General features: G+C 77.2%; 16 protein-coding genes. 7 read left to right on the top strand and 9 right to left on the bottom strand.

The genetic code is table 11. The features are described 5' to 3' along the window. Positions 1-7 precede the first annotated feature (7 nt). From LY71_RS11005 to LY71_RS10995, 3 genes are all read right to left on the bottom strand, one after another. Positions 8-997 (bottom strand): Gfo/Idh/MocA family protein, encoded by a 990-nt coding sequence (locus LY71_RS11005; protein WP_245887834.1) that lies wholly within the window; start codon positions 995-997, stop codon positions 8-10. Next, positions 994-2,136: a glycosyltransferase family 4 protein gene (locus LY71_RS11000; protein WP_106277332.1), complete on the bottom strand. Its 1,143-nt coding sequence runs from the start codon at positions 2,134-2,136 to the stop codon at positions 994-996. The genes LY71_RS11005 and LY71_RS11000 overlap by 4 nt, the downstream gene beginning before the upstream one ends. A 206-nt stretch (positions 2,137-2,342) precedes the next feature. Beyond that, on the bottom strand, positions 2,343-2,615 hold the full coding sequence (locus LY71_RS10995) for a hypothetical protein (protein ID WP_146146107.1): 273 nt from the start codon (positions 2,613-2,615) through the stop codon (positions 2,343-2,345). A 155-nt stretch (positions 2,616-2,770) separates the two neighbouring features. Here LY71_RS10995 and LY71_RS10990 point away from each other — a divergent pair, with 155 nt between their 5' ends. Beyond that, positions 2,771-3,679: an SDR family oxidoreductase gene (locus LY71_RS10990; protein ID WP_170121310.1), complete on the top strand. Its 909-nt coding sequence runs from the start codon at positions 2,771-2,773 to the stop codon at positions 3,677-3,679. A gap of 81 nt (positions 3,680-3,760) precedes the next feature. Here the strand turns inward: LY71_RS10990 and LY71_RS10985 are convergent, their stop codons facing one another. The 4 genes from LY71_RS10985 to LY71_RS10970 form a co-directional block, all read right to left on the bottom strand. Further along, complete coding sequence (locus tag LY71_RS10985; protein ID WP_106277583.1) at positions 3,761-4,066, bottom strand: hypothetical protein; 306 nt, start codon at positions 4,064-4,066, stop codon at positions 3,761-3,763. A gap of 32 nt (positions 4,067-4,098) precedes the next feature. Continuing rightward, positions 4,099-4,863 (bottom strand): esterase/lipase family protein, encoded by a 765-nt coding sequence (locus LY71_RS10980; protein WP_106277325.1) that lies wholly within the window; start codon positions 4,861-4,863, stop codon positions 4,099-4,101. Between the two features lie 68 nt (positions 4,864-4,931). Continuing rightward, positions 4,932-5,663, bottom strand: a complete 732-nt coding sequence (locus LY71_RS10975) for a Crp/Fnr family transcriptional regulator (protein ID WP_106277323.1) — start codon at positions 5,661-5,663, stop codon at positions 4,932-4,934. A 68-nt stretch (positions 5,664-5,731) separates the two neighbouring features. Next, a complete protein-coding gene (locus tag LY71_RS10970; protein WP_106277321.1) occupies positions 5,732-6,385 on the bottom strand; it encodes a chemotaxis protein CheB in 654 nt (217 codons plus the stop codon). 130 nt (positions 6,386-6,515) lie between these two features. On the opposite strand from LY71_RS10970, the gene LY71_RS10965 reads away from it, so the two are divergent. Beyond that, complete coding sequence (locus LY71_RS10965; protein ID WP_146146106.1) at positions 6,516-6,953, top strand: hypothetical protein; 438 nt, start codon at positions 6,516-6,518, stop codon at positions 6,951-6,953. Here the strand turns inward: LY71_RS10965 and LY71_RS10960 are convergent. Beyond that, complete coding sequence (locus LY71_RS10960) at positions 6,914-10,192, bottom strand: ATP-binding protein (RefSeq protein ID WP_146146105.1); 3,279 nt, start codon at positions 10,190-10,192, stop codon at positions 6,914-6,916. The two genes, LY71_RS10965 and LY71_RS10960, sit on opposite strands and share 40 nt — an antisense overlap. A 206-nt stretch (positions 10,193-10,398) precedes the next feature. On the opposite strand from LY71_RS10960, the gene LY71_RS10955 reads away from it, so the two are divergent. Genes LY71_RS10955 through LY71_RS10940 form a run of 5 tightly spaced genes read left to right on the top strand, consistent with a single transcriptional unit; the run spans position 10,399 to position 13,770 of the window. Then, complete coding sequence (locus tag LY71_RS10955) at positions 10,399-10,866, top strand: hypothetical protein (protein ID WP_106277314.1); 468 nt, start codon at positions 10,399-10,401, stop codon at positions 10,864-10,866. Positions 10,867-10,875: 9 nt separating this feature from the next. Next, positions 10,876-11,463, top strand: a complete 588-nt coding sequence (locus LY71_RS23110; protein WP_146146104.1) for a hypothetical protein — start codon at positions 10,876-10,878, stop codon at positions 11,461-11,463. Further along, positions 11,451-12,815, top strand: a complete 1,365-nt coding sequence (locus LY71_RS10950) for an SRPBCC family protein (RefSeq protein WP_146146103.1) — start codon at positions 11,451-11,453, stop codon at positions 12,813-12,815. The genes LY71_RS23110 and LY71_RS10950 overlap by 13 nt, the downstream gene beginning before the upstream one ends. Continuing rightward, a complete protein-coding gene (locus tag LY71_RS10945; RefSeq protein WP_106277310.1) occupies positions 12,812-13,426 on the top strand; it encodes a tryptophan-rich sensory protein in 615 nt (204 codons plus the stop codon). Before LY71_RS10950 ends, LY71_RS10945 begins: the two co-directional genes overlap by 4 nt. 11 nt (positions 13,427-13,437) lie before the next feature. Further along, the gene (locus LY71_RS10940; RefSeq protein WP_106277308.1) at positions 13,438-13,770 is read left to right on the top strand and encodes a GYD domain-containing protein; all 333 of its coding nucleotides are present in this window, start codon (positions 13,438-13,440) and stop codon (positions 13,768-13,770) included. Between the two features lie 34 nt (positions 13,771-13,804). Here LY71_RS10940 and LY71_RS10935 read toward each other — a convergent pair whose 3' ends face one another. After that, complete coding sequence (locus LY71_RS10935) at positions 13,805-14,827, bottom strand: ABC transporter substrate-binding protein (protein ID WP_106277306.1); 1,023 nt, start codon at positions 14,825-14,827, stop codon at positions 13,805-13,807. Positions 14,828-14,896: the final 69 nt, after the last annotated feature.

Here is a 14,896-nt window from a genome sequence, read left to right as displayed (position 1 = left end):
CCCGGGCTCAGCCGGTGGCGCCGCCGTCCGCCAGGCGCACCGGCGTCCCCTCACGGGCCGAGCGGTCCGCGGCACAGGCCAGGGCGTGCGAGCGCAGCGCCTCGGAGTACGGGACCCGGGTGCGCGCCGCCCGGCCCAGCAGGACGTCGACGAACTCGCGGTCCTCGGCCGCGATCGGGTCCTGCTCGGACCGCAGCACCTCCGCCCCGTCCCCGGTCCCCACGCGCAGCTCGTGGTCGGTCAGGCCGCGCTCGGACACCTCGAGGACGAGGCCGTCGGCGACGACGTGCAGCGCGACCCGGTGCCGTCCGGCCAGGACGCGCGCCGAGGAGATGCTGCCGACCGCGCCCCCGGCGAACCGCAGGAGCGACGAGGACGCCGTGGGGACGTCCTCCGCACCGTCGGGAGCGGCCCGCTCGGCCGCGGTCACCGTGTCGACCTCGCCGGCGAGGTGGCGGGCCAGGTCGAAGATGTGCGTGGTCTGCTCGACGACCTGGCCCCCGGAGTACGCCCGCCGGGGCCACCACGGCACGCGCGGCGTCCTGTCCCACCAGTACCCCGTCACGAGCTGGGCGGGCGTCCCGGCCAGCAGCTGCACGGCCCGCTCGACGACGTCGAGGTGCCGCCAGTGGTACCCGACGGCGGTGGTCAGCCCGGTCCCTGCCAGCCGGTCGGCGACGTCCTGGGCGGTGGGGAGGTCCAGCGCCAGGGGCTTCTCCACGAAGAAGGGCAGTCCGCGGGCGATGGCGTCGGCCTCCAGGGCGCCGTGCGCGAACGGCGGCACGCACAGCCAGACGGCGTCCAGCTCCTCGGTCGCCAGCAGCGTCGCCCCGTCGTCGTAGGCGCGGGCGTCGTACCGGGTCGCCACCTCCTGCGCGCGCTCCGGCTGCGTGTCGGCGACCGCGACGACGTCCACGTCCGCCATCCCCGACAGCGCCCGGAGGTGCTGCCCGGCGATGAACCCGGTCCCCACGCAGGCCACCCGCAGCCGCCTCACGCCGGGCTCCCGGTGAGCGCCGGCCGGGCCGCCGTCCGGAGCAGCTCCGCGAAGACCGCCGCCGTCTCCTGCGCCATCCGGTCCCGGGTGAACCCGGCGAGGTACCGGCGCCGCGCGGCGGCGCCCTGCCGCCGGCGCAGCGCCGGGTCGGCGAGCAGCCTCGCGAGCGCGGCGCCGAGCTCGGCCGGGCGGCCGAAGGGCACCAGCGCTCCGGTCACGCCGTCCACGACCACCTCCTCGCTGCCGACCACGCGGGTGGCCACCACCGGCAGCCCGGCCTCCATCGCCTCCAGCGCGGCCAGGGGCATCCCCTCGCACCTCGACGGCAGGGCGAACACGTCGGCGGCGGCGAGCAGCTGCCGCGCGTCGGAGCGGTGCCCGGCGAACCGCACCGCGGAGGCCACGCCGAGGGAGCCGGCCTGCTCGACCAGGGCCTCCCGCAGCGGGCCGTCGCCGAGCAGGACGACCGCCAGCCGCGGGAAGCGGGCCAGCAGGTCCGGGACCGCGTCGAGCAGCTGCCACTGGGCCTTCATGTGGGTGAGCCGGCCGACGGTCAGGACCACCGGCTGGTCCGCCTCGAGCCCCAGGGCCTGCCGCGCCTCCGCTCGCGGCAGCCGCTGGACCAGCGGGGCGATGCCGTTCGGCACCGTGGTGAAGGACCCGCTCGGCACCCCGATCCGCTCGTACGTCCGGCGCAGTCCCGCGGAGACCGCGATGAGCCGGTCCACCGGGGCGATGGCGCGGAAGTAGGCGTGCCGCCTGCGCGGGGAGGAGAGGAGGTAGGGCAGGTGCTGGGTCTGCACCACCACCGGGCACCCGGCGGACCGGGCCAGCCGGACGCCGTCCCAGTCCTCGCTGCCGGTCCCCACGTGGCAGTGGAAGACGTCGGCCGGGCGTGCCGACAGGAACCCGGTGACCACGGGGCCGAACCGCGGGTGCCGGGGGGAGGGCAGCGGCACCGTCTCCGCGCCCAGTTCCCCGGCCCGGTCCAGCAGCCACTGCGTCCTGGGGAGCTCCCGCGCCATGAGCGACACGTCCACCGTGCCCGCGAACGCGGCGATCAGGTCGAGCACGTGCGCCCCCATGCCCGACGGGTCCGTCGAGGGCGTGTAGAAGCAGATCGAACGAGGTCCGGTCATCCACGCCTCCGCTGATCACGCGCTGGGGGCGTGCAAACTATCGGCTGACCTCGTCGGACGCACGCCAGAGCGCCGGCGGGCCGCTCCCGCCGGCGCCGTGCGCCACGTCGTCGGTCGCCCCCGCGGACACCGGGACACGCCCCGCCGACCGGCGGCGGATCGGCCGTGACGACGTCGACCTGCGCCCGGTCAGCCGGCGGGTCGGGTCACGGGCGCTGCTCCGCGCTGATGCGTGCGGCGGCCGCCCGGATCCACGGGTGCCCGTCGTCCAGCCCCTCGGCCGTGGCTGCCGCGCGCAGGGTCGCGGCCGCCGTCTCGACCGGCTGTCCGGCCGCTCGATCGCTCGCCAGCTCGTAGACGGCGATCGCCTTCAGGCGCTGCTCCATCGGCAGGTCGTCGAGCAGTGATCTCCAGTCGTCCTCCACCGCCGGTGGCTGCCCGGCCGGCCGCCGGACCATGCGGCCGCTCGGGCCGGTCACCCGCACGCGTGCGGTGCGTCCGCCCACGGGTGGCCGCCGTGCCCTGCCGCTCGGACGGCCGGCCACTGGGCTCCCGGGCGCTCGGCGCCCGCGACCGGCCCGTTGACACGGCGGGGCGGTCCTGCCTGGCTGGTGCTCTTCCCGAGGGGGTCGACGTGCCGGAGTTGCTGATCTGTGGAGGGACCGGTTCCCTGGGCGGCCGGATCGCCGCCCGACTGGCCGCAGCCGGGGTGCCGTTCCGGGCGCTGGTCCGCCCCACGAGCGACGGCAGCGCACTGGCCGGGCTCGGCGCCGACGTCGTGGCCGGAGACCTCACCGAGCCGGGCGGCCTGGCCCGGGCGGTGACCGGTGTGCGGACGGTCCTCACGACCGCCAACGCGGTGGGCCGTTGGCGGCCGGGGGCGAGGGACGTGTCCATCGGCCGGGTCGACCGGGACGGCACCGCCTCGCTCGTCCGCGCCGCCGAGGCCGCCGGAGTCGAGCGCTTCGTCTTCGTGTCGGCGCTGACCGGCGACGAGGCCACCGCGGACCTGGTGCCGCTGTTCGCGGCGAAGAAGGCCACCGAGGAACTGCTCCAGCGCTCCCGGATGCGGTCGGTGGTCGTCCGGCCGGCCGCGTTCCAGGAGGTGTGGCTGTCCCCGGCTGTCGGCATCCGCCCGGACGCGCGCCGGGCGATCGTCCTCGGCCGCGGCCGCAACCCCGTGCCCTACGTCGCCGAGGACGACGTGGCCGAGGCGTGCGTGCGGGTGGCCACGATGGCCGACCCGCCGGGGTCGGTCGACTTCGGCGGTCCCGAGCCCCTGACCCGGCACGAGGTCGTCGACGCCTTCGAACGGGCGCTCGGCGCGCGCTTCCGCCGGGTGGTCGTGCCCCGGCCGGTGCTCGCGGCCGGCGCCCGGGCGCTGCGGCGACGCGCACCGGAGCTCGCCACCGGCCTCGGGATCGCGGTGTCGATGGACGTGTCCTCCTACCCGGGGCCCGAGGCCCTCTCCGCGATGGGCATCCGGCCGCGGCCGGCGTCCGATCTCATCGCCGCCCTGGCCGCCGGCAGGACGACCGGCTGACCCGCGACGGCGGGGGTGCGGAGGGCGGCAGCGGTGCGGGCGACCTCCCGTGGCCGCCGTGGCTGCGGCGACCCGGTCCGGTCACCCCAGCCGCGCGAGCAGGGCCCGGGCGAACGCCTCGGCCGCCGGGTCGACCGGGTCGTGCGTCGCGGCGGCGCGCAGCCAGCCCGCCAGCGGCGCGGCCAGCGCGGGGGAGAGGGTCGCGATCCAGGCCGCGGTCCCGGCCCGCGCCTCGGCCACGTGCCGCGTGCTCCCGTCGGGGGAGTGCGCGACCACCTCGGGGCGCGTGGCCAGCAGTCCGGCGGTCCGCCAGTCGCCGGGGGTCGTGCGGGCGGCCAGCGCGTCCAGCCGGTCGGCCGCCGTCCGCAGCAGCTGCTCGGGGTCCACGCCGGGAGGGTGCCCGACCCGGCGGGTGCCGGTCATCGACGGCGGGGGAAGAGCAGACCCAGTCCCGGCGGGGGGCGGAAGGGCGTCCAGGCACCCTCGGGCGTCCCCAGCCGGTCGGCCAGCAGCCACAGGACCGCCGGGTTGGTGGCGAGGCCGAGGTGGCTGCCGCGCACCTCCACGTTCTCCCGCCGGGGGCGGACCTCGTACCGGCACGACGACCAGTGCACGATGCCGTCGGCCCGGGTGTAGACCGACGTCGCGGGCACGCGCAGGGAGCCGCGCTCGGCCCACGGCCGGGGCAGCGCTGCCGCCCCGGGGAGGAGGCGGGTGCCGCCGTCGACGATCCGCGACGCCGTGCGGACCCAGGGCGCCGATCGCACCACGGGCGTGCCGAGGGTGACCAGCCCGCGGACGCTGCCGGGCGCGGCCCGGGCCAGCTCCTGCGCGTAGAGCCCCCCGAGACTCCAGCCCACCAGGCTGACCCGCCGTCCCGAGGTCCGGTGCAGCCGCTCGAGCCGGGCGCGCAGCGTGTCGACGACGCGGCCCGTCGGGCCCCGGTTGAGGCCCAGGCTCCAGCCGGACACGTGGTGGCCCAGGGCGCGCAGCGCGGTCCGGAGCACCGCGGTGGCGGGGTCGCCGGTCAGCAGTCCCGGCAGCACCAGCACCGGGTGCCCGTCACCGCGGCGGGCGGCCGCGAGCAGCGGCCAGGCAGCCGCCAGGGCGGCGGCGTCCAGACCCGCCCGCGGCGGCTCGGTGAGCAGGGCGGCCGCTGGGGGACGGCGTGGGACGGGAGGCACCGGGACAGCATCCACGGCACGGGGAGGCGCCGACCCGCGGGCCGTCCACCCCCCCCGCCCCGGCGTGGTCAGGCCTCGGGCGCAGCCATGACGCGTCGGTACTCGGACTGGATGACGTCGTAGCAGTCGCAGGCCGCCTCGTAGAGGCCGTCGGCGTCCAGGACGGTGATCCTGCCGCGGGTGTAGCGGAGGACGCCGGCCTGCTGGAGCACGCCGGCGGTGAGCGAGACGGTGCCCCGCCGCACGCCGAGCATCTGGGCCAGGAACTCCTGGGTGAGGGTGAACTCGTCGGCGCCGACGCGGTCGCGGGTCTGCAGCAGCCAGCGGGCGCAGCGCTCCTCGGTGGTGTGCAGGCGGTTGCACGCCACGTTCTGCGCCAGCTGGATCATCGTGGCGAGGGTGTAGCGGTGCAGCACGTCGTGCAGCGCGCCGTCCTGCCCCAGGAACCGGCGCAGCTCACCCGTCGCCAGGCGCACGGCCGTGCCGGCGATCTGGCAGAAGGTGTCGTGCGGGCTCTCGGTGGTCCCGAGGAAGGCGGGGAGACCGCCCAGGCCCTCGTGACCGATCGTGGCCACCTCGATCGCCGCCTCGCCCTCGACGACAGCCAGCAGCGACAGGACGGCGTCGACGGGGAACCAGAGGTGCTCGATCGGCTTGCCGTGCGCGTACAGCTGCTGGCGGACGTCGAGCTCCACCGGCTCGAGCGCAGGCTGCAGCCGGCGGTACTCGTCCTCGGGCAGCGCGCCGAGCAGGAGGTTGCGTCGCGGGTGGGGCTGCGTGCTGGCGGCCGGCGTGGGCACGTGCCTCTCCTCGGGACGGGCGGCCCGTCTGCTCCGGGCCGTGAGGAGCTACCCCTCGGGGCCCCACGTCATGCCGGGACGGACGGACGCGGGCCCAGGCGGGCCCACGCCGGGAGGGGGACGGCGAGCAGGTCCGCGGCGCCGGGAGCCATCGCGTACGCCACCAGTGCCGGTGCCACGAGGTCCAGGGGGAGGATGTGCTCGACGCAGCCGGTGGCCAGGGCCGCGCTGGGCATGCCCGGTGCCTCGGCGTCGTCCGGGTCCTGGACCAGCACGCGGCCACCGGCGCGGCGGACCGCGCGCACGCCCGCCGCGCCGTCGGACAGCCGTCCGGTCAGCACCACGGCCAGCACCCGCGGTCCGAAGGCGGCCGCGGCGCCGGTGAGGAGGTCGTCCGCGGTCCTGCCCGTCGGGCAGGCCCGGAGCGTCAGCCGGCCGTCGGGGCGGAGGTCCGCGGTGGTCCCGGCCGGCAGCACGGTGACCCCGGGCAGCAGCGGTCCGGACGTGGCGGTGCGCACCGGCAGGGCCGCCCGGGCCCGGAGCACCTCGCTGAGCAGCTCGGGGGTGCCGGCGCCGCGGTGCTGCACCACCAGGACCGGCACCGGGAAGTCCGCGGGCAGCCCCGACACGACCGTGCGCAGGGCCCGGACTCCGCCGGCGCTGGCGGCCAGCGCGACGACGTCGAAGCCGTGGTCCCGGTCGGGGAGGGAGCGCGTGCCCACCCGGTCGACGGTACCCCTGTGTCAGGTACCGGACACAGCACCGCTGCGCGTGTCCGGCCACCGGCGTCACGCGGGCGTCAAGGTCGGCGGAGGCACCCTCGACCGGTACTCGGACGGCCGGGGAGGGGCGATGACGGCGACACCAGGCGGCTCCCCGGCCGGCATCGTCTTCCGGCGGCTCGACACGGACCCGGACCGCCGGCAGGCCGCACGGCTGCTGCCGCCCTGCCGCCTCGACGACCACGAGCCGACCTGCGTCTGGTTCGGCCTGTGCGACCTGACCGCGACGGAGGGCACCGGCCTCGCCGGGGTGGCGGTGGTCCGCTCCCTCGGGCGCACGACGGCCCGGGTGTGCGGGCTGGCCCTGTCCGCGGCCCACCGGGACCCCTCCCTGGGACCCCGGCTGGTGTGCGAGGTCGCCGATGCCCTGCGGGCAGCGGGCGTCGAGCTGCTGACCGCGCCGCCACCGCGTGACCGGCGGGTCGCCGCGCTGCTGATCCGGGCCGGCTTCGTCCCGGGGGAGCGAGGTCAGGGCTGCGCACCGGGGTGGTCGCAGCTGCCGCTGTGACGTCCGGCGACCGCGCGGCACGTCTCGGCGGCGCGCCGCAGCAGGGCGGCCGACCCCTGCTCGCGAGCGACGGCGGCCGCCCGCTCGAGCGCACCGTGGGCCTCCTCGGAGCGCGGTGGTGTCAGCGCGGCCAGGCACAGCGCCCGCAGGCGGTGCAGCTCGGACTCGTAGGAGCGCTCACCCGTGCGCGCGACCCGGGCCAGCGCGTCGTCGAGCAGGCGCAGGCCCTCGAGCGGCTCCCCGGCGCACAGGTGCGCCTCGGCCAGCAGGCCCAGGCCCCACCCGAGCAGGTGCTGGGTGCCACCGGCCTCGGTCCGCGCGAGGTGCTCCCGGAGCGCGGGGATCGCGGCCACGGGATCGTCCTCGACCGCGTGCACCCAGCTCAGCACCACGGCCGCGTACCCGGCCGGCCAGGGCAGGTTCCAGCGCTCCACGAGCTCCAACGTCTCGGTGGCCCACCGGCGCGCCGCCGTGGCATCGCGGCGCATGGCGGAGACGAGGGCGGCTCCGGTGAGGGTGAGGGCCTGCACGAAGGGGGACCCACCGCGCGCGTCCCGGACGGCCGTCGACAGCAGCTCGATCCCGGCGTCCGGCTCGTCGAGGGACGTGAGCACCGCGGCCAGCTGCAGCTGCAGCACGATCCGCGGCGGCAGGAACTCGCGGCCGTCCACCGGGCCCGCCACCCGCAGCCCCTGCTCGAGGTGGTCCCTGGCGGCGGCCAGCCGGCCCTGGGACCACAGGGTGCGCCCCAGCGCCAGGTGGCTTCCCACCAGCGCGGCCGGGTCGTCCCCGCTCCGGGCGAGGTCCAGCATGACCTCGGCGAGGGCGGCGGCGGCCGAGTGGTCGGCGCGGGCGAAGGCCACCTCGTAGAGGCTGCGGCAGGCGGTGAGCAGGGCCGGCCGGTCCCCGAGCTCGCCGGCCAGCTCGCGTGCCCGGCCGAAGTGGTCCCGCGCGTGCTCGCAGCCGCTGCCGTGCAGTTGCACGAGCAGCCTGCCGAGACGCAGCCGGACGGCCAGCTCGGAGGCGTCGCGGTCGCGGGTGGGCGCCGCGGCGGCGAGGAGGTCCAGGCCGCGGCGCAGCTGCCGCTCGGCCTCCTCGTGGGCGAAGGTGTCGAGGCTCAGCTCGGCCGCCGCGACGACGTGCGGGACCGCCCGCTCCGCGCCCACCACCGGGGCGGCCAGCCACCAGTGCTGGGCCAGCTGGAGGACGGAGTCCGCGTCGCCGCCGCGTCGGTCCAGCAGCGCCTGTCCCACCCGGGCGTGCAGCCGGGCCCGTCGGGCGCGGCTGATCTCGCCGTAGATGGCCTCGCGGACCAGCGCGTGCGCGAAGCGGAACCGGCCCACGGTCGCCGGGTCCTCGACGACGAGGCCGGCCGAGACGGTCAGCTCGACCGCGGACAGCGCGTCGTCGTCGTCCAGCCCGGTCACGGCACGGACGACGTCGAGGTCGAACTGCTGGCCGACCACCGCGGCCACGAGCAGCACGGTGCGGATCTGGTCGGGCAGACGGCCGAGCCGTCGGCGGAGGACGTCGCGCACGCCCGCCGGGACCTCCTGGGCGACCAGCGACGCCGCCTCGCCCGCCGTCCGCTCCGGCCGGCCGCCGCTGCCGAGCAGGCGGAGCACCTCGAGGACGAAGAACGGGTTGCCGCCGGTGCGGTCGCGGACCAGCCGGACCAGCCCGTCGTCGGGGTCGGTGCCGAGGTGCGAGGCCATCACCCGGGCCACGTCGGGGACCGCCAGGCCGGTCAGCTCCAGGCGGTCCACCGGAGCCGTGCGGGCCAGGTCCGCGAGGGTGTCGGCGAGCGGTTCGCCGCCGTCGAGGGTCCGGTCCCGGTAGGTCACCAGCACGACGACGGGGGCGTCGGCCAGCGTCGTGGCGAGGTGGCCCAGCAGCCGCAGCGAGGCGACGTCGGCCCACTGCAGGTCGTCGAGGACCACCAGCAGCCGCCGTCCCCGCGCCAGCCGCAGGAGGGTGGCGGTGGCCGCCTGGCACAGGCGGAACCGGGACGCCTCTGGGTCCACCACCGGTGCGGCGTCCCGCGCTTCCCCGCCCCCCGGTCCCGGCAGGATCCGCGCGAGCTCGGCGGAGTCGACGCCGGGCCCGCCCGTCCCGTCGTCGAGCAGGGCGCGCAGCACCTGGGTCCAGGGCCAGAAGGGCGGGGCCCCGGCGTCCTGGTCGCTCCGGCCCCAGGCCACCGTGACGCCGGACCCGCGGGCGCGCCGGGTCGCCTCCTCGGCCAGTCGCGTCTTGCCGATCCCGGGCTCGCCGGCCACCAGGACGACCCGCCCCCGGCCGGTCGCCGTCCCGGCCAGCGCCCGGTCGACCACGTGCAGGTGCGCGTCGCGCCCCACCAGGCTCCCGGGGGCCGCGGCGCCCGCGCCGGCGGCGGGAGGGAGGGGAGAGCGGGGCGGGTCCGGCGCCGCGGCGGGAGCGGGTCGGGGTGCGGCCGCCGGGTCGGCGGACGCCGCGGTCCAGTCCAGTGCCGGGGCCTGGCGGAGGACGTCCCGCTCGAGGTCCCGGAGCGCCTGGCCGGGGTCCAGGCCGAGCTCCTCGCGCAGCTGTGCGCGGAACTGCTGGTAGCTCTGCAGCGCCTCCGCCTGCCGCCCGCAGCGGTAGAGGGCGGTCATGCGCAGTCCCTGCAGGCGCTCCCGGAACGGGTGCTCGCCCGTCAGCCGCTCGAGCTCGGCGACGACGCGGGCGTGCCGGCCGAGGCGGAGGTCGGCCCCGAGCCGGTCCTCCAGCGCGGTCAGCCGGAGGTCGTCCAACCGGGCCCGCTCGGCCTGCACGAACGGCGCGTCGGCGAGGTCGGCCAGGACCGGTCCGCGCCACAGCGCGAGGGCCTGCTCGAGGGCGTCCGCGGCGCGCGGCGCCTCGCCCTGCCGCAGGAGCTCGTGCCCCGTCCGCGCGAGGTCCTCGAAGCGGGCGGCGTCGAGGTCGCCGGGGTCCACCACGATGCGGTAGCCCGGCGCCTGGTTCACGACCACCGTCGCCGGGGTGCCGGGTGCACGCTGCGGTTCGAGCAGCCGGCGCAGGTGGGAGACGTAGGCCTGCACCGACGCGAGGGCCTGCGGCGGCGACTGCGGGCCCCACAGCTCCTCGACCAGCCGGTCGAGTGAGACCACCGTGCCCGCGGAGAGCAGCAGGATGGCCAGCACGGCGCGCTGCTTCGGCCGCCCGAGGGCCAGCGGCCGCCCCGCGTCACGCACCTGCAGCGGCCCGAGGATGTCGAACTGCACCGTCCACCCGCCTCTCCGGCCCCCGGCCCGGCTCGCCGTCGGACCATCCTGCCCCGCGACGGCCGCCGCTCCGGGCCTCGGCGACGCGCTCGCCCGGGGCCCCGTCAAGCGGACGCCCACGATCCGTCAAGGGCGCGGCGCGACGGTCCCCCCGGGACGTCGGGGACCGCACCGGCTCCCCGGATCCCCTCGCCACGGAGGCCCGCATGCGTCTCGCCGTCAAGGCCCTGCTGGGGTGGTTCGCCCTGTTCGGACTCGGGATCGGTCTCTGGCAGGCCGCCTTCCCGGCGTCCTTCCACGCCGACTTCCCCGGGTGGGGACACTCCTGGGTCAGCCCCGACGGTCCCTACAACGAGCACCTGCTCCGCGACGTCGGCCTGGGCAACCTCGCCGTCGGCACCGTCGCGCTCGTCGCCCTGCTCACCGGGGTGGTCTGGGTCGCCCGCGCCGTCGGCCTGGCCGTGGTCGTGCAGGACCTCCCGCACCAGCTCTACCACCAGGTGCACGTGTCGGTGCTGCCGACCACGACCGACCAGGTCCTCCAGTCGGCGTCGCTGGCCGCCACCAGCCTCGCCGCCGTCGCCCTGCTGGTCCTGACGCTCCGCCTGCCCGCCGCCGTTGCACCGACCGCACCGCGGACCGACCCCCGCACCCCCGCGCCGACCCGTCCCTAGGAGAGCGTCGTGGACGTCCCGCAGCTCCTCGCCGGGTTCGGCGACTGGGCGTTCGACCGGCACGCCAACGTGCTGAGCTGGTACGTCCGGCCCCTGTTCCTGATCCCGCTGGCCTGGTCCGCCCACCGGCGCAGCGGCTGGGGGATCGCCGGCACCCTCGTCGCCCTGGCCACCAGCGTCTTCTGGTTCCCGGCGCCCGCGCGGCCCGACCCGCAGGTGCTGGAGTTCCTGGACTTCGAGCGGGAGTGGCTCACCGGGCCCTGGGACCTCCCGAAGGTCGCCTCGTCGCTGCTGGCACCGCTCGCCCTCGGCGCGTACTGCCTGGCCTTCTGGCGCCGCTCGGTGGTCTGGGGTCTGGTGCTCCTCGACCTCATGGCCGGGGGGAAGCTGCTGTGGGGCGTGGTCGTGGGGAACGGCACGGGATGGGCGATGACCGCACCGGCGCTGGTCGGGCTGCTGGTCTGCAACGCCGCCGTCCTCTGGGGGGTGCGGCGGCTTCGGTCCCGCCGGGTGCACCCCGCGGCGGAGCCCCCGGCCCCGCTCGTCGGGTCGTCGGGTCCCTCGGGACCGGCGGGGACGACGTCATGGCCGCGGTGAGCGCGCCCGCCGCCCGGGAGCACCGGCTGGTCGGCCTCGTCCGCCGGCACCCGGTCGCCGCCTTCCTGGCGTGGTCCTTCCCCGTCGGGCAGGCGATCGCCTTCCAGCCCGTCGTCGCACGCGCCTGGTTCGACGTCGACCTGCCCACGGCACCGTTCGTCGTCCTGGCCAACCTGGTCGGACTGCTGCTCCCCGCGGTCGTGGTGACCCGCGTCGTCGACGGGCGGGCCGGGGTGCGCGCGCTGTGGGACCGCGCGGTCCGGGTCCGGGTGCCGCTGCGCTGGTACGGCCTGGCCCTGGTCGTGGTCCCGGCGGCGTCCGCGGCGACCGCGGTGGTCCTGCTCGGGATGCCGCAGGGGAGCGGCGGCGCGCTCGCCGCGGCCCTGGTCTCCGGGCTGCTCGTGCAGCTGGTCCTGGGGTTGCTCACCACCAACTGGGCGGAGGAGGTCGCCTGGACCGGCTTCCTCCAGACCCGCCTGCAGCACCGGCACGGACCGGTGCGGGCCGCGCTGGCGACCGGCCCGCTGTTCGCGCTGCAGCACGCCGCGCTGGCGGCGGGCAACGGCTGGCTCGGCGGGATCGCCGTCCTGCTGGTCCTCACCGCGGCCGCGGTCCCGTTCCGCTTCCTGCAGGGCTGGGTCGCCAACCGGACCGGCAGCCTGCTCGTCGTCGGCCTGGTCCACGCGGCCGGGAACGCGACGACCGACGGCAGCGGGTTCGGCGGTCCCGGCCTGCTGCCCCGGCTGTACGCCGGCGAGGCGGTGGGCCCGGTGCACCTGCTGGCAGCCGCGGCCCTCGGCCTGGTCGTCGTGGCCGCCACCCGTGGCCGGCTGGGCCACGTCCGCCCGTGCACGTCCCCCACCCCACGGAAGGAGAAGGTCATGGTCAAGGAGCTGTCCGCGGAGGTCGACGTCCGGGCGACCCCGGAACGGGTGTGGCAGGTACTCACCGACCTCGCCGCCTACCCGGCGTGGAACCCGTTCATCGTGGCGGCGGAGGGGGTCGTCGGTCCGGGCCGGCGGCTGACCCTGAGGATGCAGCCGGTCGGCGGCCGGGCGATGACCCTGCGGCCCCGGCTCGTCGAGGTCGCCGCCGGCCGGGAGCTGCGGTGGCGCGGCCGGCTGGGGGTGCCCGGGCTGATGGACGCCGAGCACGCCTTCCTGCTGCGGCCGCACGCCGGCGGTACCCGCCTCGTCCAGCAGGAGACGTTCCGGGGCGTCCTGGTGCCGTTCCTCGCCGCGTCGCTCGACCGGGGCACCCTGCCCGCCTTCGGAGCGATGAACGAGGCGCTCAAGCAGCGGGCGGAGGAGCCCGCGCGCACGCGGGCCGGGACGGGGTCGGGCCCGGCATGAGGCGGCGGTCGGTCCTCCGGGCGGGCGCCTGCACGGGCGCGGCCGCCGTCGCGGGGAACGCCTTCGTCGGGGAGCCGGCGATGGCCTGGTTCCGCGGCCTCGACGCTCCGCGCTGGCAGCTGCCGATGACCGGGTTCCTGGGCGTGGGGGCGCTGTACTACGGGGTCGTCGGCTCGGTGCTCGCGCGGAGCATCGACCGCCGCGACGCCCGGAGCACCGCGTGGAGCCTGGCGGTCCTCGTCGCCAACGAGGCCTGGAACGGGGTCTTCTTCGGTCGACGGAGCACCCGTGCGGGCTTCGTCGGGGTGTGCGGGTTCCTCGTCCCCCTCCTGGCGCTGCAGCACTCGGTGGCCGGCGACGTCCCCTCGCGCCGGGTCCTGGCCCCGTACACGGCCTACGTCCTGCTCTACGACCTGCCCTGGACCCACCGTCTCTGGCGGCTGAACCCGGCACCCGGGCGGACGCGCCCTCCGGCCACCGGGGACCGACGAGCGGGCGCCCCGGTCGCGGTGCCGGTCCTCGGGCCGTGCGGCGCTCCGCACGGCCCGAGGACCCTGGACACGCCCGGACCGGGCTGGTCGGATCACGGACACCAGCGGCGGTGTCCGTGAGGAGGCCGGAGATGCCCAGGTTCGTCGTGTTCTTCTCCTACACCGCGGAGACGTGGTCGCGGATGATCGACCAGCCGGGGGACCGCACCGCCGCCGTGCGGGCCGCGGCGGAGGCCGCCGGCGGCCGGCTGGAGGCGCTGTACTGGATGCTCGGCGGGCACGACGGTCTCGTGCTCCTCGAGGCGCCGGACGCCGAGACCGCCGCCGCGGTGAGCGTCACCTCGTTCAGCAGCGGCGCCCTGGGACACCTGGAGACCCACCAGCTGCTCGACCAGGACCAGCTGCTCACCGTCCTGGGCAGGGCGAGGGAGGTCCGCACGGCGTTCCGGCCGCCCGGGACCTGACCCCGCGGCGAGCCGGCCCCGGCGCGCTGGACCCTCAGCCGAGGACCGGCACCGCGGTGGACGGGTCGCCGTCGGCCGCGGCGGCCAGGGCCGGCACGACCTCGTCGAGCAGATAGGGCAGCGACAGCGGGCTGCCGAAGCCGAGCGCGGCGGACACGTCCCCGTCGTAGCCGCCGAGCAGCACCGTGCGGTCCTGGGTCACCACGTCGAGGGCGGAGAACAGCGCGTCGGCGTCGGCGTCGGCCCGGTCGTACCCGTTGACCGCCAGCACGTCGGCCTCCAGCAGGTCCAGCCGCTCGAGGCTGACGTCGGTGCTGGCGTCGGGGACGGTGAAGCCGAGGTCGGAGAAGAACTGGGTGCGCAGGTCGTCGGCGCCGAGCAGGTAGTGGCCAGAGCCGACGCCCGTCAGGTCGACGGCGAGCGAGCTGCCGGCGAAGTCGGGGTTCTCCTCGACCGCCTGGGCGAACCGGTCCTCGACGTCGTCGACGAGCTGCTGCGCCTCGTCCTCGCGGCCGAGCGCCTTCCCGATCAGGAGGGTCTGCTCCTGCCACGGGGTGGCGCCGTCGGCGTACTCGTCGGTCTGGGCGAGCGTCGGCGCGATGCCCGACAGCTGGTCGTAGACCGCCTGGTCCAGAAAGGAGTACACGCCCACGATCAGGTCGGGCTCCAGGGCGGCGACGGCCTCGACGTCGATCTCCGCGCCCCCCACGGTCGGGATCTCCTCCGCCGGGAGCAGCTCCTGCGCCCAGGGGCGGGTGGGAGCGTCGTAGTCGCCCAGGAGCTCGCGCTCGCCGACCGGGGTCACGCCGAGGGCCAGCACGAAGTCCTGGTCGTTGAAGCCGACGGTGACCACGCGCTGCGGCTCCGCGGGGATCTCGGTCGTGCCGAACCTGGTCTCGACGGACACCGGGAAGCCCGGCGCGGGGGACGTCTCCGCGGCCGCCGCGGACCCGTCGTCCGCCGAGCCGCCGCAGGCGGTCAGCCCCGCGGTCAGGACCAGGACGGCGAGGGGGACGGCGGGACGTGACGGGCGCGGCAGGGACGACCTCTTCGACATGTGGTGAGGTTAGCCTTCCCTCACTCAGCGGGGTCCCAGAGGCCCGGCCGGGGACGCGGCGGTCCCCGG

This window comes from Geodermatophilus tzadiensis, from assembly GCF_003002915.1.
Taxonomy (GTDB): Bacteria; Actinomycetota; Actinomycetes; order Mycobacteriales; family Geodermatophilaceae; genus Geodermatophilus; species Geodermatophilus tzadiensis.
This window is presented reverse-complemented; position numbering and strand designations above follow the sequence as displayed.

Coding starts and splice junctions, on each gene's coding strand:
- LY71_RS10935 (WP_106277306.1), bottom strand. CDS start 14,827: ATGTCGAAGAGGTCGTCCCTGCCGCGCCCGTCACGTCCCGCCGTCCCC.
- LY71_RS10940 (WP_106277308.1), top strand. CDS start 13,438: ATGCCCAGGTTCGTCGTGTTCTTCTCCTACACCGCGGAGACGTGGTCG.
- LY71_RS10955 (WP_106277314.1), top strand. CDS start 10,399: ATGCGTCTCGCCGTCAAGGCCCTGCTGGGGTGGTTCGCCCTGTTCGGA.
- LY71_RS10945 (WP_106277310.1), top strand. CDS start 12,812: ATGAGGCGGCGGTCGGTCCTCCGGGCGGGCGCCTGCACGGGCGCGGCC.
- LY71_RS10965 (WP_146146106.1), top strand. CDS start 6,516: ATGACGGCGACACCAGGCGGCTCCCCGGCCGGCATCGTCTTCCGGCGG.
- LY71_RS10950 (WP_146146103.1), top strand. CDS start 11,451: ATGGCCGCGGTGAGCGCGCCCGCCGCCCGGGAGCACCGGCTGGTCGGC.
- LY71_RS11000 (WP_106277332.1), bottom strand. CDS start 2,136: ATGACCGGACCTCGTTCGATCTGCTTCTACACGCCCTCGACGGACCCG.